General features: G+C 68.7%; 19 protein-coding genes. 2 read left to right on the top strand and 17 right to left on the bottom strand.

Translation table 11 applies throughout. The features are described 5' to 3' along the window. Positions 1-42: 42 nt before the first annotated feature. From GXW71_RS23900 to GXW71_RS23875, 6 genes are all read right to left on the bottom strand, one after another. A complete protein-coding gene (locus tag GXW71_RS23900; protein WP_211855202.1) occupies positions 43-771 on the bottom strand; it encodes a transporter substrate-binding domain-containing protein in 729 nt (242 codons plus the stop codon). A gap of 13 nt (positions 772-784) precedes the next feature. Then, the gene (locus GXW71_RS23895; RefSeq protein ID WP_211855201.1) at positions 785-1,528 is read right to left on the bottom strand and encodes an ABC transporter ATP-binding protein; all 744 of its coding nucleotides are present in this window, start codon (positions 1,526-1,528) and stop codon (positions 785-787) included. 7 nt (positions 1,529-1,535) lie between these two features. Further along, positions 1,536-3,332 carry a branched-chain amino acid ABC transporter ATP-binding protein/permease gene (locus GXW71_RS23890; RefSeq protein ID WP_211855200.1) on the bottom strand — a complete coding sequence of 599 codons (1,797 nt, stop codon included), beginning with the start codon at positions 3,330-3,332 and terminating at the stop codon, positions 1,536-1,538. Beyond that, positions 3,332-4,189, bottom strand: a complete 858-nt coding sequence (locus GXW71_RS23885; protein ID WP_211855199.1) for a branched-chain amino acid ABC transporter permease — start codon at positions 4,187-4,189, stop codon at positions 3,332-3,334. Before GXW71_RS23885 ends, GXW71_RS23890 begins: the two co-directional genes overlap by 1 nt. 28 nt (positions 4,190-4,217) lie before the next feature. Further along, the gene (locus GXW71_RS23880) at positions 4,218-5,405 is read right to left on the bottom strand and encodes an ABC transporter substrate-binding protein (protein WP_211855198.1); all 1,188 of its coding nucleotides are present in this window, start codon (positions 5,403-5,405) and stop codon (positions 4,218-4,220) included. A 74-nt stretch (positions 5,406-5,479) separates the two neighbouring features. After that, on the bottom strand, positions 5,480-6,607 hold the full coding sequence (locus GXW71_RS23875) for a mandelate racemase/muconate lactonizing enzyme family protein (protein ID WP_211855197.1): 1,128 nt from the start codon (positions 6,605-6,607) through the stop codon (positions 5,480-5,482). A 121-nt stretch (positions 6,608-6,728) separates the two neighbouring features. On the opposite strand from GXW71_RS23875, the gene GXW71_RS23870 reads away from it, so the two are divergent. Then, complete coding sequence (locus GXW71_RS23870; protein WP_211855196.1) at positions 6,729-7,637, top strand: LysR family transcriptional regulator; 909 nt, start codon at positions 6,729-6,731, stop codon at positions 7,635-7,637. An 18-nt stretch (positions 7,638-7,655) separates the two neighbouring features. Here the strand turns inward: GXW71_RS23870 and GXW71_RS23865 are convergent, their stop codons facing one another. From GXW71_RS23865 to rutA, 10 genes are all read right to left on the bottom strand, one after another. Then, a complete protein-coding gene (locus tag GXW71_RS23865) occupies positions 7,656-8,750 on the bottom strand; it encodes an ABC transporter ATP-binding protein (RefSeq protein ID WP_211855195.1) in 1,095 nt (364 codons plus the stop codon). A gap of 4 nt (positions 8,751-8,754) precedes the next feature. Continuing rightward, entirely contained in the window at positions 8,755-9,606 is an 852-nt protein-coding gene (locus GXW71_RS23860; RefSeq protein WP_211855194.1) for a carbohydrate ABC transporter permease, read from the bottom strand. Further along, entirely contained in the window at positions 9,606-10,538 is a 933-nt protein-coding gene (locus GXW71_RS23855; protein ID WP_211855193.1) for a carbohydrate ABC transporter permease, read from the bottom strand. The genes GXW71_RS23860 and GXW71_RS23855 overlap by 1 nt, the downstream gene beginning before the upstream one ends. Before the next feature lie 127 nt (positions 10,539-10,665). Beyond that, a complete protein-coding gene (locus GXW71_RS23850) occupies positions 10,666-11,946 on the bottom strand; it encodes an ABC transporter substrate-binding protein (protein ID WP_211855192.1) in 1,281 nt (426 codons plus the stop codon). A gap of 309 nt (positions 11,947-12,255) precedes the next feature. Further along, positions 12,256-12,933, bottom strand: coding sequence for an isochorismatase family protein (locus GXW71_RS23845; protein WP_246526835.1), 678 nt, complete (start codon positions 12,931-12,933; stop codon positions 12,256-12,258). A 7-nt stretch (positions 12,934-12,940) separates the two neighbouring features. After that, positions 12,941-14,083 (bottom strand): ABC transporter substrate-binding protein, encoded by a 1,143-nt coding sequence (locus GXW71_RS23840; protein ID WP_211855191.1) that lies wholly within the window; start codon positions 14,081-14,083, stop codon positions 12,941-12,943. Between the two features lie 88 nt (positions 14,084-14,171). Then, positions 14,172-14,993, bottom strand: coding sequence for an ABC transporter permease (locus GXW71_RS34955; RefSeq protein WP_211855190.1), 822 nt, complete (start codon positions 14,991-14,993; stop codon positions 14,172-14,174). A gap of 6 nt (positions 14,994-14,999) precedes the next feature. Further along, positions 15,000-15,863 carry an ABC transporter permease gene (locus GXW71_RS23830; RefSeq protein ID WP_211855189.1) on the bottom strand — a complete coding sequence of 288 codons (864 nt, stop codon included), beginning with the start codon at positions 15,861-15,863 and terminating at the stop codon, positions 15,000-15,002. After that, on the bottom strand, positions 15,860-16,960 hold the full coding sequence (locus GXW71_RS23825; RefSeq protein ID WP_211855188.1) for an ABC transporter ATP-binding protein: 1,101 nt from the start codon (positions 16,958-16,960) through the stop codon (positions 15,860-15,862). Before GXW71_RS23825 ends, GXW71_RS23830 begins: the two co-directional genes overlap by 4 nt. 8 nt (positions 16,961-16,968) lie before the next feature. Then, positions 16,969-18,045: a pyrimidine utilization protein A gene (gene rutA / locus GXW71_RS23820; protein ID WP_211855187.1), complete on the bottom strand. Its 1,077-nt coding sequence runs from the start codon at positions 18,043-18,045 to the stop codon at positions 16,969-16,971. Between the two features lie 251 nt (positions 18,046-18,296). On the opposite strand from rutA, the gene chrA reads away from it, so the two are divergent. Next, positions 18,297-19,511, top strand: a complete 1,215-nt coding sequence (gene chrA, locus GXW71_RS23815) for a chromate efflux transporter (protein WP_211855186.1) — start codon at positions 18,297-18,299, stop codon at positions 19,509-19,511. On the opposite strand, the gene dctP is transcribed toward chrA, so the two are convergent. Continuing rightward, positions 19,508-20,482: a TRAP transporter substrate-binding protein DctP gene (gene dctP / locus GXW71_RS23810; protein ID WP_211855185.1), complete on the bottom strand. Its 975-nt coding sequence runs from the start codon at positions 20,480-20,482 to the stop codon at positions 19,508-19,510. The two genes, chrA and dctP, sit on opposite strands and share 4 nt — an antisense overlap. Between the last annotated feature and the right edge of the window lie 166 nt (positions 20,483-20,648).

Raw genomic sequence — 20,648 nt, 5'->3', positions numbered from 1 at the left:
ATTCAGGCCTCCGGGCCCTTCGGCCCTTCGGCCATCGGACGCTCAGGCCGCGCGTGGTGCGACGGACAGCCCGCGCACCTTGTGCTGCTCGATGAATTTGGCGACCAGGCCGGAGGCCTTCGCCTCCTCCACGAAGGCGCTCAGGAAGGCGGCGCCGGCGGAGTTGCGCCGCTGCGTGCCGATCGCCTGCTGCACGGCGGTGAACTGGCCATCGAGGATGCGGGAGCCGGGCAGGGCTTCCTGGTCGGTCAGGAGCCCAGGACGGAGGCCGGCCAGCACCTCCAGCTTCTCGTCGCGGAACTTGGCGACGGCCGCGGGGCCGCCTTCGACCTGCACCAGCGTCGCCTGCTTGATGTTGCGCACCAGCCAGAGGTCGTAGGCTGACCGCGCGCTGACCGCGATGCGGATACCGGGGCGGTCCACTTGGTCGATCGCGGTGATCGGGGAGCCGGCGGGGACCAGGTAGGTCGCCTCGATCTCGGTATAGGCGGCGGTGAAGGCGATCTTCTCCGCGCGCTGCGGCTCGGCGCCGATCAGGCCGATGTCCCAGACATCGTCGTCGACCGCATCCGCCAGCAGGCCGGGCTTCGGGAAGGGCACGTAGCGGACCGGCACGCCGAGCCTCTCCGCGATCGCCTTTGCCATGCTGGGGGAAACGCCCTCGGGATCGCCCGACGGGCTGCGGCCGGTGACCAGCAGGAAGTTGCTGAGATTGATGCCCGCGCGCAGCACGCCGGTGGGGGCCAGTTCGGCGATGATCTCAGGGGACATGGCGCATTCTCCGTCAGGCGCCGAAGTAAGCGCGTTCCAGCCGATGGTGCAAATCCGTCTCCGCCGCGGAGGCGCTGAGCACCACCTGGCCCTGCGCCAGCGCATAGACCCGGTCGGAGACGGCGAGCGCCTTGTCGATGAGCTGCTCGACCAGCAGCACGGCCGTGCCCTGGGCACGCAGGCGGGTGACCACGTCCAGCACCCGGTCCACCAGCACCGGTGAGAGGCCGGCCGAGGGTTCATCCAGCATCAGGAGGCGCGGTCGGCGTACCAGGCCCTGCGCCACCGCCAGCATCTGCTGCTGCCCGCCGCTGAGCGCTCCGCCGCGGTCGAGGCGCTTGGCGGCGATCTCCGGAAAGAAGGACAGCGCCTCGTCCACCCGTGCCGCGCGTTCGCCGCGCGGCAGGTCGTAGCCTGCGAGCAGCAGGTTGTCGTTGACGGATATCTGGGTGAAGACGCGATGGCCTTCGACGACATGCACGAGCCCTGCGCGGGCCGCCTCGCGCGGGCCGGCATCGCGCATGTCGCGGCCATCGAAGCGGACCTCGCCCGCGGTGCGCGGCAGCAGCCCGGAGAGGGTGCGCAGCAAGGTTGTCTTGCCGGCGCCGTTGGGGCCGAGCAGCGCCACGACCTCGCCGGCCGCGACCCGCAAGGTGACCCCGTGCAGCACGCCGATCTTGCCATAGCCCGCCTCCAGGGCGTGGACGGCGAGCAGCTCCTTGTCAGCATGCGCGCCGGCTGCGGACCCTTCGGTCATCGGACGCTCAGGCGCCGAGATAGGCACTGACCACCTCCTTGTGGACGCGGATCTCGCCCGGGGTTCCCGCCGCCAGGATGCGGCCGAGGTTGAGCACCGTGACGTGGTCGCAGATGTCGAAGATCAGGTCGGCATGGTGCTCGACCAGCAGCACGCCGGTGCCGCCCGCGCTCACTGCCCGGATCAGGGCAGCGAGGCGCCGGATCTCCTCGGCGGAGAGGCCGGCGGCCGGCTCGTCGAGCAGCAGGAAGGCCGGGCGTTGCATCAGCGCGCGCGCGATCTCCATGAAGCGCAGCTCGCTGTGCTGCAGGCGGTCGGCGCGCACCTCCGTCACGCCATCGAGGCCGACGGCGGCGAGCGCCAGGCGGGCGCGCTGTTCCATCACGCGTTCCTCCCGCCGATGGCGCGGCAGGGACAGCAAGGCCTCGAGGAAGGTGGCCCGGCCTTCGATGGTGCCGCCGATCATCACATTCTCCAGCACCGAGGCCTCGCCGATCAGGCGCGGGGTCTGGAAGGTGCGGGCGATGCCATGTGCGGCGCGATCGGTGGTGCGGCCCGCGGCCAGGGTGTGGCCGCCGAGCATCATGCTGCCGGTCTCCGGCCTGTAGTAGCCGGAGATCACGTTCAGCGTCGTCGTCTTGCCGCTGCCGTTCGGGCCGATCAGGCCATGGATCTGCCCGGGCCGGACCTCGAGGTCGAGCCCGTCGATCGCCCGGACGCCGCCGAAGGAGAGCACAATCCCCCGGAGGGACAGGATGTCCGGCGTGGCGCGATGCGCGACCAGCGTCCGCACCGCGTCGGGACGGGGTGCGATGGCGCGTCCCGGGGGCAGCGGCTTGCGATTGCGGAAATCCAGCAGGGCCGCGATGCCGCCGGGCATGGCGAGCACGATGACCAGCAGCAGCGCCGCGTAGAGGAAGGTGGACCAGGCAGCGAGCGGTGCCGCGATCTCCGGCAGCACGGTCAAGATGATGGTGCCGAGCAGCGGGCCGAGGATGGAGCCGCGGCCGCCGATCAGCACCGCGATGAAGAACAGCAGCGACAGCTCGAAGGTGAAGGCATCCGGCGTGATGTAGGTCTGCAGGCTGGCGAAGAGGCCGCCCGCGACAGCCGCCAGCGCGCCGGCCAGGATGAAGACCAGCACCAGCAGGCGCGGCTTGGAGATGCCGGTCGCTTCCGCCGCCACATCGGCATCGCGCACCGCGACCAGCGCGCGGCCGAAGCGGCTGCGGGCGATGTTCGCGGTGATCCAGGTGCTGAAGGCGGCGAAGGCCAGGCAGAGATAGAGCAGGCCCGTCACGGTGTCGAAGGGTTCGGGCAGCGTCGGCCCCGGCAGGCCGATGCCGCCGCCCGTGACATCCTGCCAGGCGAGTGCGATCTGGGTGACGATGGTCGCGAAGCCGAGCGTCGAGATCGCGAAGTAGAAGGTGCGGAGCCGGAGCGCCGGCAGGCCCACCACCACGCCGAACACCGCGCCGGCCAGGCCCGCAATTCCGAGGGCTGCAAAGGCCGGTACCGGGGGCGTCGCATTGCCGGCGGCCAGCACGCTCGTGGTATAGGCGCCGAGGGTGAAGAGCGCGACATAGCCGATGGCGAGCTGCCCGGCATAGCCGACGACGAGATTGAGCCCCGAGATCAGCACCCAGTAGATGGCGATGCGGGTTGCGATCAGGACCCAGTATTCGTTGCCGACGAAGGGAATGACGAGGCCGATCGCCAGCAGTGCCAGGAAGGGCAGCAGGGCTGCGAAGCGCCGGCCGCCGGCTGCCTCGATGCCGGTCGCCTCGGAGGTCGTGGCGCTCATCAGACCCTCCGTGACGCAGCGGCGCCGAACAGGCCTTGCGGCGCGGCGAGCAGCACGATGATGAAGAGGGTGAAAACCGCGACCGAGGAGAAGATGCCGCCGACCCAGAAATTCGCCGCCTGCTGGAACAAGCCGAGCGCCAGGCCACCGATGACAGCGCCGCGGTTGTTGCCGAGGCCGCCGAGCGCCACCGGGATGAAGCCATAAAAATTCAGCAGCGGGCCATTGGCGAAGAAGGCCAGCAGCAATTGCCCACCGGCGAAGCCCGCCAGGCCGCCGATGGCGCCCGCCAGCGCATAGCTCGCGATGCGCAGGTTGCGCTCCGGCAGGCCGAGCGCGCGGGCGGCGAAATTATCCTCCGCGATCGCGACGAAGGCGCGGCCGACCAGCGTGCGCCGGTAGAGATACTCCAGGCCGATGATGGTCACCGCGCAGATCACGACCGGCAGCCAGTACTTCTCGTCCCAGACGCCGCTGCCGATGGCGAAGAGCCGCGGGAAGGGCTGCGGCTCGGTGCCCCACTGGATGGCGGTGAATTGCTGGATCAGCAGCGCGACCGCCAGCGTGGTCAGCACATAGAGGTGCTGTTCGAGGCTTTTCAGCACCGGCCGCACCGCGACGATCTCGGTCATGACGCCGATCAGCGCGCAGGCGGCGAGCATCAGCAGCAGGCCGAGGATCGAGGGCAGGCCGAGCTTCAGGATGAAGAGCGAACCGAACACGCCGCCGAGCATGCCGAGCTGCCCGGCGGTGAAGCTCATGACGCGGGAGGTCGCGAACATCGTGTTGTAGGTGATGCCGATCAGCGCATAGACGGCACCGACCGCAAGGCCGGAGGCCAGGATCGAGGCGAGCATTCAGTATCCTCCCGCGTCCGGTCCGGCCTCAGCCGTAGCCCGGCGCGAGCGCGAAGGCGCCGTCGCGCGCCGAGTTGGCGGCGGACATCACGACATCCTCGGTCGGGTAGCCGTTGTGCTCGGTGGCGGTAAAACTGTATTCGCCGAAATAGCCGGGGTATTTGGTCAGCGTGTTCCAGTGGCGGATGATCGCGGGCTTGTCGGAAGACCCGGTCGCCTCCACCGCCTTGGCGATCAGGTCCACCGCGTCGATGCCGCTGGCGACCCACCAGAGCAGCGTGTCGCGCAGGTCGACCTTGCCGCGCAGCCGCCCGACCAGCTCCGCGGTGCGCGGCGGCAGGTTGCCGGAAGCGTCGAAGCTGCAGCTCCGGTAGCCGATGGCGTAGACCTTCTCCCAATTCTGCGGCCGCTCGACCAGGGTGCCGACCTCGCCGGAGGACATCGCCGGATGGCCGACGAAGGGCACGTCCCAGCCCATATGGGCGCGGGTGTTCAGCATGCGCGCGATCATGCCGGTGGAGACGCTCCAGATCACGATCGCCTCGGCGCCGGCGGTGCGGGCGCGCAGCATGTCGGGCGTCATGTCGGGCTGGGTCGCGTCGATATTGGCCTTGTAGACCACCTCGGCGCCGTCGCGCTGGAAGGCGGCGACCGACGCATTGGCGGCGCTGACGCCATAGCCGGTGGTGTCGCCGACCACCGCGACCTTCTTCGCGTTGACGCGCTGCAGGCAGTAGCCGCGCACCGCATCGTCCCATTGCGTGTTGGACGGCGCGACGCGGAAGGCGTTCGGGTAGCGGCGGACGTCGATCAGGCTGTCCACCACGCAGGGATGGATGTTCGGCATGCCGGCGCGCGCCATGATCGCGGTGACCGCCAGGGATTCGCCGGAATTGGTCGGGCCCCAGATGGCATGGACGCGGAGCTGGCTGATCATCTCCTGCGTCGCATTGACCGCCTTGGTGGGATCGCCCTGGGTGTCGCGGGTGATGATCTCGACGCGGCGGCCGCGCACCCCGCCGGCGGCATTGATCGCCTCCGCGGCGAAGAGCACGCCGCGGTTGAAGCCGACCGCCGGCGCCGAGCTCGGCCCGGTCATGGCGGCGAGCCAGCCGATGCGGATCGGCTCGGATTGCGCGAGGGCTGGCCTGGCGAGGCCGAGCGCGGCGGCGGCGCCGGCGCTACCCAGGGCCAGGCCGCGGCGGGTGATGGTCATCGTCTCTTCCCCTCTGTTCTGTCGTTCAGCGTGCCCCGCGCTTGCGGCGGTGGCGAGATCGGTCGGGCGTGGCCTCAGGGCCGGCGCCATTCGGTGCGGGTCGGCGGGCCCTTGGCATAGCGCGCGAGGATCGCCGGATCGGGATCGCAGCCGAGCCCCGGCGCGGTCGGCACCGCGAGCCGGCCATGCTGCGGCCGCACCCAGGGATCGAAGGGATTGGCCTCCATATGCGCCCAGAGCACCTCGATCATGGGATCCTCAATCAGCGCCGCGGCGATGTGCAGGGTCGCGATGAAGCCTGGGCCGAAATAGGGGCTGTGCGGCACCACCCGGATGCCGCGCTCCTCGCAGAGGCGGATGACCCGGATCATCTCCCCGATGCCGCCGAGTTTGGTGACGCTCGGCTGCGCGATGTCGATGGCACCGGCTTCGATCAGGGCCTTGAAGCCGAACAGGCCGGCGGTGTTCTCCCCGGCGGAGAGCGGGATGCCGTGCGGGCGGAGGCTCGCGAGGCCGGCGCCATCCTCGGGTGGCCAGACCGGTTCCTCCAGCCAATGGAGGCCTTCGCCGGCGAGGGCGGTCGCCATGGCGCGCGCCTCCGGCGGCGTCCAGACGCAGTTCACGTCGAGCATGATCGCGGCATCGGCCGCACCCGGCGCCTGGCGCGCGGCGCGCACCGCCTCCAGCGTCACCTCGTGCAGCTTGATGTGGCGATAGCCGGCGGCGCAGGCATCGGCGGTGTTCCTGGCGACCAGGTCGAGGTCATTGCCGTAGCGCAGCAGGCTGGCATAGGCCGGCAGCGACGCCGGCGCGCCGCCGCCGAGCAGTCGCCAGAGCGGCATGCCGGCGCGCTTGCCGATGATATCCCAAAGCGCGATCTCGACGCCCGAGAAGCCGTAGACGAAGGATCCGTTGCGGCCCAGCAGATGCACCCCATGCAGCACCTGCCGGGTCAGCGTGGCCAGGTCGCCGGCGTCGCGGCCGACCATCAGGGGGGCGACGATGCTGTCGATCGCCGCCTTGGTCGTGGGGATGGCGGCATGGCCGAAGGCCTCGCCCCAGCCGACGAAGCCGTCGGTGGTCTCCACCTTGACCAGCAGGATCTCCATGCGGTCCCAGGCCTGCCCGGCGAAGAGCGGATGCGGCCCGCCCATGCTGTAGGGCAGGGCGACCACGGAGGTCTCGATAGCGGCGATCTGCATCGCGCTCGCGTTTCAGGCCGGCCGCTGCCAGCCGCTCTTGGATGTTTCCCGTGCCTGGAGACTGCGGCGCGTCGGGGATAAGCTCAATTGCCTTCTTCTTAATTCTTCATAAGATGAACTGATGCCGCTGAGCTTCCGCCAGTTAGAGATCGTCCGCGCGGTCTGCCGTCAGGGTTCGGTCACCGCCGCCGCGGCCGCGCTCGACATCTCGCAGCCGGCGGTCAGCATGATGTTGCGCGAAAGCGCTGCCGTGACGGGCTTTCCGCTGTTCCAGCGCCGGCAGGGGCGGCTGCAGCCGACGGCCGAGCTGCGGCTGATCCTGCGCGACCTCGACCAGGTCTTCGACGGCATGGAACGCATCGGCCGCCTGATGGAGGACATGCGGGACGCCAGCATCGGCACCCTGCAGCTCGCCGCGACGCCGACGCTCGCCGACAATCTGCTGCCACGGGCACTGGCGCTGTTCCGCCGGTCGCGGCCGCGGGTGCAGATCTCGATCCAGGCGATGGACAACACCGGCGTCGTCGGCCAGGTGCTGCAGGAACGGGTGGATCTCGGACTGGTGCTCTCACCGGTGGGCGAGCCGGATGTGCGGCTGGTCGATCTCTGCACCCGGCCGCTGGTCTGCATCCTGCCGCCCGACAATCCACTGGCGCGGCGGCGGACGGTGGCACTCGGTGAGCTGGGACCCTATCCCCTGATCTCCTTCAGCCGCAGCTTGCCGCTCGGCAACCTGGTCGAGCGGTGCTTCCGGGCCGCCGGCGTCGCGCGGCGCATCGCGATCGAGGTCAACCAGTCCTCGGTCGCCTGCGCGATGGTGCGGGCTGGGCTCGGCATCGCGATCATCGATCCCTTCTTCCTGATGGATGGCCAGGACCACGGCGTGGCGCAGCTCGCGCTCGCGCCGGCGGCTGATGTCAGCGCCCAGGCGCTGCTGCCCGGCAATGCGACGCCGTCCCGGCTGACGCTGATGTTCCTGGCCAACCTGCGCAGAGCGGCCGCGACCGCACCTTGGCAGGCGCTGGACTGAGCCGGCCCCGGCCGTTCGTCAGACGGCCGCGCCCGTCTCCATGTCGAAGGCATGCAGCCGCTCCGGATTGATGGCGATCCGCAGCCGGTCGCGCATGCGCGCAGGGACGGTGGGTTCGACGGAGGCGACCATCGCGTCCTTGCCCACGCGCATGACGAGCAGCGCCTCCGACCCCAGCCGCTCGATCACCTCCACCACGGCATCGAAGACGAGGTCGGGCGGGTCGCTGGCATCGGCGATGTGCAGGTCCTCCGGCCGGATGCCGAGCGTCAGCTCACGCCCCGCATAGGGGCCGACGCGGTCCGTGAGCCGCGGCGGGACCGTGAGGCGCAACCCCTCATTCGCGGCAACGAAGCCGCCGCCCGGATCGGCCTCGATGCGCACGGTCGCAAAATTCATCGCCGGCGAACCGAGGAAGCCGGCGACGAAGCGATTGGCAGGCTGGTAGTAGAGCTCCAGCGGCTCCCCCACCTGCTGCACGCGCCCGTCGCGCATGACCACGACCCGGTCGCCGAGCGTCATCGCCTCCACCTGGTCGTGGGTGACATAGACCGCAGTGGTGCCGAGCCGCTCATGGAGCTTCCTCAGCTCGATCCGCATCTGCACGCGCAGCTTGGCGTCCAGGTTCGACAGCGGCTCGTCGAACAGGAAAACGCGCGGATGGCGCACGATGGCGCGGCCGAGGGCGACCCGCTGCCGCTGGCCGCCCGAGAGCTGGCGCGGCTTGCGATGCAGATAGTCGCGGATATCCAGGATGTCGGCCGCGTCCTGCACGCGGCGCCGGATATCGTCCTTGGCGAATTTCCGCATCTTCAGGCCGAAGGCCATGTTGTCGTAGACGGTCATGTGCGGATAGAGCGCGTAGTTCTGGAACACCATGGCGATGTCGCGGTCCATCGGCGGCAGCGTGTTCACCACGGTATCGCCGATCATGACCTGGCCGGAGGTGATGGATTCCAGGCCCGCGATCATGCGCAGCGTCGTCGTCTTGCCGCAGCCGGACGGTCCCACGAAGACCATGAATTCCTTGTCGCGGATCTCGAGGTTCACGTCCTTCACGACGTGAACCTCATCGAACTTCTTGTTGAGGCTCTGGATCAGGACCTGGGCCACGGTTCTATCCCTTCACGGAGCCGGTCATCCCGGCGACGTAGTGCTCGACGAAAAACGAATAGACGAGTGCCACGGGGATGGAGCCGAGCAGGGCGCCCGCCATCAACGGCCCCCAGAAGAATACGTCGCCGCGAATGAGCTCTGAGGTGACGCCGACGGGAACGGTCTTCTGCTCAGGCGAGGAGAGGAAGACCAGGGCGTAGATGAATTCGTTCCAGGAGAGCGTGAAGGCGAAGATGCCCGCGGAGAGGATGCCCGGAACCGCGATCGGCAGGATGATGTAGAGCATGGCCTTGAAGCGCGACGCGCCGTCGATGCGCGCGCATTCCTCCAGCTCCTTCGGGATCGCCTTGAAGTAGCCCATCATCAGCCAGGTGCAGAAGGGGATGAGGAAGGTCGGGTAGGTGAGGATCAGCGCCCAGGGCGTGTCGCCGAGACTGAAGTTGCGGATGATGTCCGACAGCGGGATGAAGAGCAGCGTCTGCGGCACCAGGTAGGTGACGAAGATTCCCGTGCCGATGCCGGCGGCGTAGGGAAAGTTCAACCGCGCCAGCGCGTAGCCGGCGAAGACGCCGCAGATGACCGAGATGATGGTGGAAATGCCGGCGATCAGCATGGTGTTCAGCATCCAGGTGCTGAACAGCGTCTCCTCCAGCAGGTACTGGATGTGCTCGAGCGTCGGCCGCCAGGTCCAGAACGGGTTGTAGTTGGGCGCGTTCCAGGGCCGGTAGAGTTCGCTGTCCGGCCGCACCGTGGTGATGATCATCCAGTAGAAGGGAAAAAGCAGGACGAAGACGAAGAGGATGATCGGGATATTGACGAACAGCCATTTCCTCCAGAGCGGTCCCTCGATCATCACCGTGTCTCCACGCGCCGGATGTAGAGAAGCTGGATGATCACGACGAGAAAGAGCACCGGGAACATCGCGAGTGAGATCGCGGCACCCTCGCTCAGCAGGCCGGTCCCGATCGCGACCTGATAGGCATAGGTGGCGAAGAGGTGCGTCGCATTGGCAGGCCCGCCGGCCGTCAGCACGTAGACGAGCTGGAAATCGGCGAAGGTCTGGATGACCGAGAACAGCACCACCACCATCGTCACCGGCAGCAGCAGCGGCCAAGTGATGTGCCAGAAGCGCGACCAGGGCCGGGCGCCGTCGATCGCCGCGGCCTCGTGCAGGTCCGGGCTGATGGTCTGCAGGCCGGCCAGCAGGCTGATCGCGTAGAAGGGCACGCCGCGCCAGATATTGACGATCATGACGGAGAGCATCGCGAGGTCGGGATCGCCCAGCCAGTTGATGCGGGTGTCGATCAGGCCGAGCGTGCGGAAGGTCCAGTTCAGCACGCTGAAGGTCGGGTCGAACATCCACTTCCAGGCGAAGGTCGAAAGCACCGTCGGGATGATGAAGGGCAGCAGGATGAAGGCCCGGACCAGGGCCTTGCCGCGGAAGTGGCGGTTCAGCAACACGGCGAGCCAAAGGCCGAGGGCGAGTTTGAAGACCGTCGTCACGGCCGTGTAGATGAAAGTATTGCCGACCGCCTTGGCGAAGATCGGGTCGTTCCAGAGCCTGGCGAAATTCGCGAAGCCCACGAATTCGCCCGGCACGCCGACGCGCGCATTGCTGAGCGAGAGCATGACGCCCGTGACGAAGGGGTAGGCGATGAACAGCCCGAGCAGCAGGATGGTCGGGCTGAGCAGCGCCATCGCCAGCCACCGCTCATCCTCGAACAGCATTCTCCTGCGGCTGCGGCGAATGCCTCCGACGCCGGCTTCCGTGGTGGCGGAACTCATGCTTCAGCGCCTCCCCTGAGGATGGCGCGCGGGCCTATGGGTGAGCCCGCGCGCCCTTCGCGCCAGAGCAGATCGCCAGAGGGCGGAATCGCCCGGAGGCATGAATCTGCTCGCCAAGCCAAACGCGTCAGCCGGCGTAGATCCGTGCCACCTCCGCATGCGCCTCGCGGACCGCCTGCTCGGGCGCTATGCCCTGCACGGCTCTGGCGTACATGTTGGTGATCACGTATTTCGTCACGATCTCTGCCGCCTTGGCGTTCGATGTGCCGGCATAGCCCGGCACGCGGCCGACGCGCGCGGCGTTGCGGTAGGGCAGCATGACGGGGTCCTCGTTCCAGATCGGATGCTGCTCCCAGACGGTGGTCGCACCGACCGAGAAGCCCCGCTGCGTGACGAACCACCTCTCGAACACATCCTTCGAGTGGATCCAGCGCAGGAAGCGCCGCGTCGCGTCCTGGTTGCGCGAATAGGCCGGCATCATGTTCGAGAAGGGCAGGTGGAAGTGGAAGGAGCCGGCGGGCCCCGCCGGCATCACGCCGTGGCGGATGTCGTCCTTCATCGGCGTGCCGCGGTCGGTCAGGTAGGATTGCGGGCGGCGCATGGATTCGATGTAGATCGAGGCGCCATTCAGCGTCGCGCTGATCGTGCCGGAGAGGAAGGCGCGGTTGTTGTTGGAATCGTCCCAGGCCAGCCCCCCCTCGTCGCAGGCATCCCGCCAGAGGCGGGTCATGAAGCGCACGGATTCGACCGTCTCAGGGCTGTTGAGCACGACCGTGCGGCCATCCGCCTCCACCTCCTTGCCGCCGAAGGACCACATGAGGGGGTAGGTAAAGGTCGGTGCATCGCCGAAGGTCTGACCGAGCGTCTGCCCAAGCGGGCGGCCCTTCGCCTTCAGCTTCTGGCCCGCGTCTCGGAACTGCTCCCAGGTGCGCGGGAACTCCGCATAGCCGACCTCCTCGAACCAGGATTTGCGGTAGGCGAAGGTGTTGCCGACGATGCTGAAGGGCACCGCGAGCCAGCGCCTTCCGTCATGCGCCACCGCCTTCGCGACCTCATAGAAGCCGCCTTGCGCGGCGGCGACCTCCTCGGCGATGTCGCTGACATCGGCGGCGCTCTGCGCGTAGAGCTGCGGCCAGTTGTTCAGCACGTTGAAGATGTCCGGGCCGCTCCCCGACTGGACCGCGGAGGTGACCCGCGCCTGGATGTCATTGGCGTTCACGGTTTCGACGTTCAGCCGGATGCCGAGCGCACGCTGGCATTCCTGCGCTATCTCCCGCCGCAGAAGCTGATCCGAGGCGGGGACGAAATCATTCCAGCGGAGCCAGTGGATGGTGGTTCCCTGCGCGTAGGCAGGTGCCTGGGCCGAGGCAAGAATGCCGGCAAGGCCACCCCCGCCGATCCGCGCCATGGCTGATGCTCCGCCCGCGGCTGCCAGAAACTGGCGCCGATCGACCGAGTGCCTCATAGCCGTCCTCCCTGGTTACCGTGCCTCCCTTTTTCGTCGGTCGACAGCCGGAGCTTCGTCCGGGTTCATGCCGACCGCTGTCGGTGTTGTCGCTGGGATCACCGAGCGAAATCACGATGCCTGAGGGCGGAACAGGATTGCAATGAGAACGATGAGCCCCGGGGGATCACGCGGCGAGACCGAATGATCCGGATCCGCCGTGAGCCTTGCGTCCGCTGCATGGGCCAGTCGATCCGCAGACCGGCCGCCGCATCAGCCAGGTGTCGGCATGACCTCCAGCGCCGCCAGCACCTCGGCGACCGGCAGCACATCCGCATACTTGACCGCCATGTCGTAGAGGTTGGCGAAATGCGGGCTCTCGTGGCGGTCCGCCACGCATTCCTCCGGCACGATCATCCGGAACCCGCAGGAGAGGCCTTCCACCACGGTCGCGCGCACGCAGCCGGAGGTGGAGCCACCGGTCACGATCACCGTGTCGACGCCATGGAAGGTCAACAGTGAGCGCAGATTGGTCTCGAAGAAGGCCGACGCCATGCGCTTGCGCAGCACGGTATCGCCGGACGCTACCTCCAGCCGCGGATCCAGCGACGCGCGCGGCGATCCGTCGCGGATGTTCTGCAGGCTGTCCGGGGTGTCGCTGCGCGTGCCCCAGACGCCGCAATCGGCGCCACCCTCGGCATAGGCGACATAGGTCCAGACCACGGGGAAGCGCCTGGCGCGGCAGGCGGCGGCCAGCGCATTCATATGCGCGGTCTGCTGCGGGTCGGTTTCGTAGGCGGTGGCGGGGAAGGCCGCGACATCGGTGTAGGCGCGCTGGGGGTCCACATTCACCAGTGCCGCGCGTTTGCCGAAGCCGAAGCGCCTGCGCGCCGGCCCAGCCTTCAGGGCGGCATAGAGCGCCCGCGCCGTCTGGCCGCTTTCGATCATCATATGCGCCTCACGCCGCCAGGAACTCGTTCCACTTCTCCGTATAGTATTCGAGGTTCGCCGGTCGCGTATTCCAAACATGGACCCGCGCTGCGCGATCGGCCAGCGACCCGCCATCGCGGCCTTCGCCGCCATAGACCGAGCGCTGCAATTCGGGGCTCAGGAACTCGCCGTAATTGTCCGCGGTGGAGAAATAGCCGATCTCGGACTGCCGGGCGCCGGGGAAGCCGCCCATCCAGAAATTCAGCCATTCATAGGCGAGGTCGACGTCGCGGCAATTGGCGGAAATGCCATAGCCGTTGCACCAGGCGCGATAGCCCTCCTTCGCGACCGCGTAGCGCAGCGGCACGCCGCGCGAGGCGACCTCCACCACCACCGGCCACCAGGCATCGGCGATCCAGACCTCCTCGGAGGCCATCAGATTGACGAGCTCGCCATAGGCGCGCCAGAGGGCGCGGAAATGGCCCTCCCGCTTCTTCTCCTTGAGGAAAGCGACGACGGTGTCGACCTCGGAATTCGTCAGCCCCGTCGGATCGGTGGTCGCCGGCAGCAGGCCGAGCGCCTGCATGCCGAGCGCGGCATCGAGCATGCCGAGCCAGTCGATGCCATAGAGCGCCACGCGCCCGCGCCAGCGCGGGTTGAACAGCTCGCCCCAGGAGAGGGTGTTGTTCTCAGCGGGGATGCGGCGCTCATTGTAGCCGATCGAATCCATCTGGAAGAAGGCGGGCAGGAAGCTGACCTGGCTGCGCTGCTCGTTGAGGTACATCATCCGTCCCGGATTGGCGCCGAGGCCGAGCGGCGCATCGGGCGAAGCACGGCCCTCCCGCAGCAGCGGGTGTAGCCGCGCCCAGTTCGGAATGCGGGCGGTGTCGATCGGCTGCAGCAGGTTCTCGCCGCGGGCATAAGCGGCGAAGGGCGCATCGAGGGTCAAGCAGTCCACCTGGGCGGTGCGCATGCGATCGACCCGCGCCTGGGTGGACGGGTTCACCCAGGGCCGCGGGGTTGCGTTGGTACGGCGCGCGAATTCGCGCAGGATCGGCTCCCGCATGTCGTAGCTGGCGCCGGCGAGGTTGATCGCGCGGCTCTGCGCCATCACCGCGGGCGGGATGAGCAGCGCGGGGGCCGCCAGGACGGCGCGGCGGGAGATCGTCATGCGGATCGCTCCTCTCGGGTTGGATCTGGAGCAGATCGCCGGAGGGCGGGATCGCCCGGAGGCGTGAATCTGCTCCTCAGACATTGGGTCAGCCGCGCCGCATGGAGCGGCGGATCAGGGCGAGGCTCGCGGTGCAGGCAAGGATCGCGACGAAGGAGGTGACGGTGGTGGCGGTGCCGATCGCGTAGAGCTCCGGCGTGAGCTGCCGGTCGAGCTGCGCCATCACCGCGAGCGGCAAGGTCACATCGCTGCCCGTCGTGAACAGGCTGCGGGCGAATTCGTCATAGGAGAGGGAGAAGCCGAACAGCGCCGCGCCGATCACGCCCGGCAGCACGATGGGGAGCGTGATGCGCCGAAACGCGACCCAGCGCGTGGCGCCGAGGGTCAGCGCCGCCTCCTCGATCCGTGCATCGAAGCGGTTGAAGATCGCGAGCATGGTCATGAAGCCGAAGGGCAGTGTCCAGCTCACATGCACCAGAAAGGCAGTGCCGTCCCAGGCGGGCTCGATGCCGAGCAGCCGCGCGGTGAGCGCGACCCCGAAACCGACCAGCAGCCCCGGCGCCATGATACCGAGCAGCAGCAGGTAGAAGAAGGCGTTGTGACCGCGGAACCGCCCGCGCATCGCCTGCGCCGCGGTGACGGCGAGGATGGTGGTCGTCACCGAGCAGGCCAGCGCCAGCAGCGCGCTCCGCAGCAGCGGCGGCTTGAAGTCGCTCATGATCGACGCCTCCCACAGCTCCCGGTACCAATGGAGCGAGACGCCGTTCATCGGGAAGGTGGTGCCGCCGGTGGGGCCGCTGAAGGAGAGCAGCGAGAGGGTGGCGATCGGCATCCATTGATACAGCAGGAAGCCGATGGTCAGTGTGCCAAGCAGCCAGGAGGTCAGCCGGGATCGCGTGCGCCAGCCCACCGCGGTTCAGCCCCCCAGCTTGCGGATGTCGACGACGCGCATCGCCGCCACCACGCCGATCAGCATGCAGGCCATCAAGATGACGGAAACCACCGCCGCGGCGCGAAGCTGCGCGCCTTCATAGAAGTTCAGGATGAGGTTCGAGAGCAGCGCGATCTTGTTGCCGCCGATGGTCTGCACCGTCGCGAAATCGGCCATCACGTTGAGGAAGACCAGGACCTGGCCGATCACCACGCCGGGGAGCGTCAGCGGGAAGATCACGCGGCGGAACACCACGCCGGGCGGCGCCTTCAGGGTCATCGCCGCCTCGCGCAGCGCCGGCGCGATCTGGGCCAGCATGTAGACCACCGGGCCGCTCGCCATCAGCGTGTAGAGCGAGACTTGGGCCATGGAGATGCCGGTGCGGGAATAGAGGAAGATCTCCACCGGAGCGTCGGTGATGCCGAGCGCCAGCAGCGCTCGGTTGATGACGCCGTTGACGCCGAGAAAGGGCACCCAGGCGATGGCGCGGATCAGAGCGCTGGTCCAGAACGGGATGATGAAGGCCAGGAACAGCGCCGTGCGCAGCGGCGCGTTGCGCAGCTTCACCATCAGGAAGTAGGCGATGCAGTAGCCGAGCACGCCGCAGATCGCCATCAGGGTCGCGGCGTGCAGCAGCGTCTGCCCGATGAGTGCCAGGTAGGTGCGGTTGCCGAAGAAGCGCGCGTAGTTGTCGAAGGTGAGCGGCGATGCCGGGGAGAAGGCGCGCCCACCCCAGAAGGAGACCCAGAGGATCAGCAGCACCGGCACCACGACGGCACCGATCATCCAGAGCGCGGCCGGCAGCGCGAGCCAATAGGCGGCGGGCGAGCGGGCACGGATGGTACTCATGACGGCGCGCCCTCATGCAGCACGCCATCCTCCGCGCGCCAGCCCACCGTCGCGACCTCGCCCGGGATGAGGCAGGCGGGCTCGGCGCCGAACTGGTCGAGCTTCATCACCTCGCCATCCCCGCGCTCCAGGATGTAACGCCGTATGGAGCCGAAATACTCGATGGTGCGGCAGGTGAGCGTCAGGTGGTTGCACCCCGGTTCCGGCGGCATCGGCCGCAGCCGCTCCGCGCGCACCGAGAAGGAGGCGATGGCGCCCAGCAGCGGGACGGTGTCGCGCAACGGCACGGCAAATTCCCCGAAAGGTGTCGCGATCAGCGCGGCATCGCCGGCGATGCGGGCGACGTTGCCGTGGAAGACATTGTTCCCTTGCACGAAACCCGCGACGAAAGGCGAGCGCGGGCGTTGCAGGATCTCCTCCGGTGTCCCCTGCTGCTCGATCCGCGCGTGGTTCATCACCACCACATGGTCGCCGAGCGAGAAGGCCTCGTTCTGGTCATGCGTGACCCAGATGAAGGAGATGCCGGAGCGCCGCTGCAGCATCTTCAGCTCGATCATCACAGCCTCGCGCAGCGCGTAGTCCAGCGCGCCGATCGGTTCATCGAGCAGCAGCAGCCGCGGCTCGGTGATCATGGCGCGCGCCAGCGCCACACGCTGGCGCTGGCCGCCCGAGAGGCTCGCGGGCTTGCGGTCGGCGAAGCGGTCGATCTCGAAGGCGCGGAGCACCTCGGTGACGCGCTTGGTGATCTCCGGCTTCGGGCGCTTCAGCATCTCCAGCCCGAAGCCGACCTGCTTGCCGACCGTCATATGCGGGAACAGCGCAAAATCCTGGAACATCATGGCGATGTCGCGTTGCCAGGGCGGGTCGCCCGTCACCTCCCGCCCGCCGATCAGGATGTCGCCGTCATCCGGCTCCTCCAGCCCCGCGATGCAGCGGAGCGTCGTGGTCTTGCCGCAGCCGGAAGGGCCGAGCAGGCAGACGAACTGCCCCTTGGCGATCTTCAGCGAGACGCCGTCTACCGCGACGAAGCCGCCATAGCGCTTGCGCAGTCCTCGGATCTCGAGGTCGAGCTGCGCGAGGACGGGCGCCTCCGGCATCGGGGCTCTCAGGCTGCTTGCAGCAGGTGCTGGCGGCTTTTCATCAGCGGCTGGATGCGGGTGCCGAACTGCTCCATGCCGATCAGGAAGTCATCGAAGGTCAGCATCACGCCCTGCAATCCCGGCGTCGCCGCGAGCTCATCCATCTGTCGCGCGATGGTCTCGTAGCTGCCGATCAGGCGCAGCATGTTGGTCGGCACCCGGTCGGAGCGGACCATGCGGCCGACCGTCGAATGCGCCTCCGCCTTCACATCCGCCGCCGCCTGGGCATCGCGCCAGGCAAGCGCCTCCAGATCGGTGCCGGCGACGTAGTGGTCCCATTTCTTCATCGCCGCCTCGTCGGTCTCGTCGGCGATGATCATCATCAGCAGCATGGCGCCGCAGCGCTTGCCGGCGGCGGCATTGGCGGCCACCAGGCGCTCGGTGTGCGGGTGCACCTGGGCGATGTCGTTGATGCCGCCGGCGCTGATGAAGTTGTAGTCCGCGTATTCGGCGGCGAAGCGCATGCCGCGGTTCGACTGGCCGGCGGAGATGATGTCGATCTGGCGCGTGGGCTTCGGGCTTACGCGGCAATCCGTCATCTGGAAGAACTCGCCCTTGAAGTCGGACCGGCCGCTCGCCCAGAGGTCCTTCATCACCTGGACGTATTCCGAGCAATACTCGTAGCGCCGCGCGAAATGCGCCTCGCCGGGCCAGATGCCCATCTGCTCGTATTCGGCCTTCTGCCAGCCGGAGACGATGTTCACCCCGAAGCGGCCATGGCTGATGCTGTCGATCGTCACCGCCATGCGCGCCAGCACCGCCGGCGGCACCGTCAGCACCGCGACCGACGCGAAGAGTTTTATCCGTGTCGTCACGGCGGCGAGGCCGGCCATGAGGGTGAAGCTTTCGAGGTTGTGGTCCCAGTATTCCGAGGGGCCGCCGAAGCCGCGCAGCTTGATCATCGAGAGCGCGAATTCGAAGCCGTATCTCTCGGCCTTCTCGGTCACCTCGCGGTTGAGGTCGAAGCTCGGCATGTATTGGGGCGAGGTGGAGGAGATCAGCCAGCCATTGTTGCCGATCGGAAGAAAGACGCCGATGTCCATGGGACCCCGCTCCGCTGCCTTGAGCGTGGCGAGGCTAGGAACCGATGCTACGGCGCGGCAATGCGGAAACCAGGGAGATCGCGCGAGTTTTTCCGGCGATCTTGCCGTGGTCGACCAATACGGCGGCAGAGTGCTGCACCGTTGCTATCAGGAGAGGCATCGCCGCCGTGATTGACGGGCCGGCGCCCGGTAACCTAGAGGGCTGCACCGGCCGCGCCCTGGCCTGCAATCCAGCCGCGAGACCGCCGCCGATGCGAGACGTCCCCTCACCGCCACCCGCCGCGGCGGAAGGCCTCGTCAGCATCCTGCTGATCTTCCTGCGGCTCGGCCTGACCTCTTTCGGCGGCCCGATCGCCCATATCGGCTATCTCCGCGATGAATTCGTCACGCGCCGCCGCTGGATCGGCGAAGCGGCCTATGCCGATCTCGTGGCGCTGGCGCAGTTCATGCCGGGGCCGGCGAGCAGCCAGGTCGGCTTTTCGCTCGGCGTGCTGCGCGGCGGGCTGCCGGGCGGCATCGCCGCCTGGTGCGGTTTCACCCTGCCCTCCGCGCTGGTGATGCTGCTGGCGGCCTATGGCGTCGATCTCGCGGCCGGCGGCACCGGCGCCGGCATCGTGCACGGCCTCAAGCTGGTGGCGGTGGCGGTGGTGGCGCAGGCGGTCTGGGGCATGGCCGGCAATCTCTGTCCGGACCGGACGCGCGCGACGGTCGCGGTGCTGGCGATGGTGGCCCTGTTGCTCGTGCCGGCGGCCCTCACCCAGGTCGCCGTGATCCTGGCGGGCGCCGCGGCCGGCATCACCTTCTGTCGCGACGGCGCACCGGCCAATGACGCCGCCCTCGGCTTCCGCGTCTCGCGCTGGGCCGGGCTTCTCGCGCTGCTGGTCTTCGCCGTGCTGCTGGTCGGCTTGCCGCCGCTGACCGCATTCACCGGCGCACATGCGGTGGCGCTCGCCGATGCCGCCTATCGCGCCGGCGCGCTGGTGTTCGGCGGCGGCCATGTGGTGCTGCCGCTGCTGGAGCGCGCCTTCGTTCCGAGCGGCTGGATCGCGGCGGAGAGTTTCCTCGCGGGCTATGGCGTGGCGCAGGCCGTGCCGGGACCGCTGTTCACCTTCGCGGCCTTCCTGGGCGCGGCGCAGGGCCTGGCCCCGAACGGCCTGGCCGGGGGGGCGATCACGCTCGTCGCGGTCTTCCTCCCCGGGCTGCTGCTGATCTACGGCATGCTGCCCTTCTGGGACGGGTTCCGGAGGCGGCCCGACGCCCAGGCTGCGCTGCGCGGCGTCAACGCGGCGGTGGTCGGCATCCTGCTCGCCGCCCTCTACGACCCGATCTGGACATCCTCGGTGCGCGGTCCCGTCGACCTCGCCATTGCGGTCACCGGCTTCGCGGCGCTGGTGCTGTGGAAGGCGCCGGCCTGGCTGGTGGTCGCGTCGACGGCGGCCGCCGGCGCCCTCGTCGCGTCGATCTAGCCGGCGCGATAGGCCGCCAGGATCGCCGTGCCCTCAGCACCCGCGCGCGTTTCCCAGTCGGCGATCACTGGCGCCGCTGCCTCTGTGAGTGCGGCACGCAGCGCGGGGATAGCGCCGATGGTAACGCCATTGGTGCGCATGCGGGTCTCGTTCTCGGCCAGGCGCGTACCGATGGCCACGAATTGGCGCGCCTCGGTCTCGCCTCCGGCCGCCGCCAGCGCTTCCCGCACAGCCGCGGGCAGCGCGTCCAGCGCCGCGGTAGCGCAGAAGGCGAGGCTGAGGGGTGAGGCGTAGTCCAGCACCGTGAAGTGCGGCAGGATTTCCCACAACCGCGCCCCGGCACCGCCATCGCCGGAGGAGAGCACCGCGTCCAGCTCGCCGCTGCGCAGGCGGGGGGCGGCGTCGGCGAAGGAGATCTGGGCCGGTGTGGCGCCGGCCGCGCGCATGACCGCGGTGCTCGCGGCGTCATAGGTCCGAATCTTGAGGCCCTGCAGCGCCGCCGCATCCGGCAGCGGCCGGCGCGACCAGATGCCGCTCGCCGGCCAAGGCGTCGCGTAGAGCAAGGTCAGGCCGCGCGCGGCGAGCGCCGCCCGGTAGGCCGGCCGCGCCACGCGCAGCAGGCGTTCGGTGTCGGCGGCGGAGGCGGTCAGGAAGGGCAGGGCGGAGAGCTGGAAGATGGCCGCCTCGCCCCCGAGCGCGCCGGTGAAGGCGTCCGCCGCCTCGATGCGCCCTTCCGCCACGGCGCGCAGCATGGCGGCGGAGCGGAGCCCATTGGGGGCGTCGAAGCCGGGCGTCACGGTCAACGCCCCGGCCGCCAGGCGTGTCGCGGCGGCGGCGAAATGCGCCACACCCTCCCCCGGCATGGCGGTCCGTGGGTATTCGGTCGCGAGCGTCCAGGTCGGCTCCGCGGCGGCCGGACGCGCCCCGGTGACCGCCAGGAGAGAGGCCAGCAAGGGGCGGCGCGTCAGCATGGTGCCTGTCTCCGGATGGGTGCGGAGGCGCCACTATCCGGTGGCTTCCGGCCAGGGCGCAACCGCCAGCCGGCGGCCGCGGGCCCGCCGCCCCGGCGCGATCCTGCTCCTCGCCGGGGCGGAGAATGCGGTGCTTGGCCGTTCCTGGCTTGCAATTACTGCGCCA

The sequence above is a fragment of the Plastoroseomonas hellenica genome, from assembly GCF_018129085.1.
Lineage (GTDB): Bacteria > Pseudomonadota > Alphaproteobacteria > Acetobacterales > Acetobacteraceae > Plastoroseomonas > Plastoroseomonas hellenica.
This window is presented reverse-complemented; position numbering and strand designations above follow the sequence as displayed.

Bases quoted from the DNA above. Each gene is read 5' to 3' on its own strand.
- GXW71_RS23900 (WP_211855202.1), bottom strand. From the start codon at position 771: ATGTCCCCTGAGATCATCGCCGAACTGGCCCCCACCGGCGTGCTGCGC.
- GXW71_RS23895 (WP_211855201.1), bottom strand. From the start codon at position 1,528: ATGACCGAAGGGTCCGCAGCCGGCGCGCATGCTGACAAGGAGCTGCTC.
- GXW71_RS23890 (WP_211855200.1), bottom strand. From the start codon at position 3,332: ATGAGCGCCACGACCTCCGAGGCGACCGGCATCGAGGCAGCCGGCGGC.
- GXW71_RS23885 (WP_211855199.1), bottom strand. From the start codon at position 4,189: ATGCTCGCCTCGATCCTGGCCTCCGGCCTTGCGGTCGGTGCCGTCTAT.
- GXW71_RS23880 (WP_211855198.1), bottom strand. From the start codon at position 5,405: ATGACCATCACCCGCCGCGGCCTGGCCCTGGGTAGCGCCGGCGCCGCC.
- GXW71_RS23875 (WP_211855197.1), bottom strand. From the start codon at position 6,607: ATGCAGATCGCCGCTATCGAGACCTCCGTGGTCGCCCTGCCCTACAGC.
- GXW71_RS23870 (WP_211855196.1), top strand. From the start codon at position 6,729: ATGCCGCTGAGCTTCCGCCAGTTAGAGATCGTCCGCGCGGTCTGCCGT.
- GXW71_RS23860 (WP_211855194.1), bottom strand. From the start codon at position 9,606: ATGATCGAGGGACCGCTCTGGAGGAAATGGCTGTTCGTCAATATCCCG.
- GXW71_RS23855 (WP_211855193.1), bottom strand. From the start codon at position 10,538: ATGAGTTCCGCCACCACGGAAGCCGGCGTCGGAGGCATTCGCCGCAGC.
- GXW71_RS23850 (WP_211855192.1), bottom strand. From the start codon at position 11,946: ATGGCGCGGATCGGCGGGGGTGGCCTTGCCGGCATTCTTGCCTCGGCC.
- GXW71_RS23845 (WP_246526835.1), bottom strand. From the start codon at position 12,933: ATGATGATCGAAAGCGGCCAGACGGCGCGGGCGCTCTATGCCGCCCTG.
- GXW71_RS23840 (WP_211855191.1), bottom strand. From the start codon at position 14,083: ATGACGATCTCCCGCCGCGCCGTCCTGGCGGCCCCCGCGCTGCTCATC.
- GXW71_RS23830 (WP_211855189.1), bottom strand. From the start codon at position 15,863: ATGAGTACCATCCGTGCCCGCTCGCCCGCCGCCTATTGGCTCGCGCTG.
- GXW71_RS23825 (WP_211855188.1), bottom strand. From the start codon at position 16,960: ATGCCGGAGGCGCCCGTCCTCGCGCAGCTCGACCTCGAGATCCGAGGA.
- rutA (WP_211855187.1), bottom strand. From the start codon at position 18,045: ATGGACATCGGCGTCTTTCTTCCGATCGGCAACAATGGCTGGCTGATC.
- chrA (WP_211855186.1), top strand. From the start codon at position 18,297: ATGCGAGACGTCCCCTCACCGCCACCCGCCGCGGCGGAAGGCCTCGTC.
- dctP (WP_211855185.1), bottom strand. From the start codon at position 20,482: ATGCTGACGCGCCGCCCCTTGCTGGCCTCTCTCCTGGCGGTCACCGGG.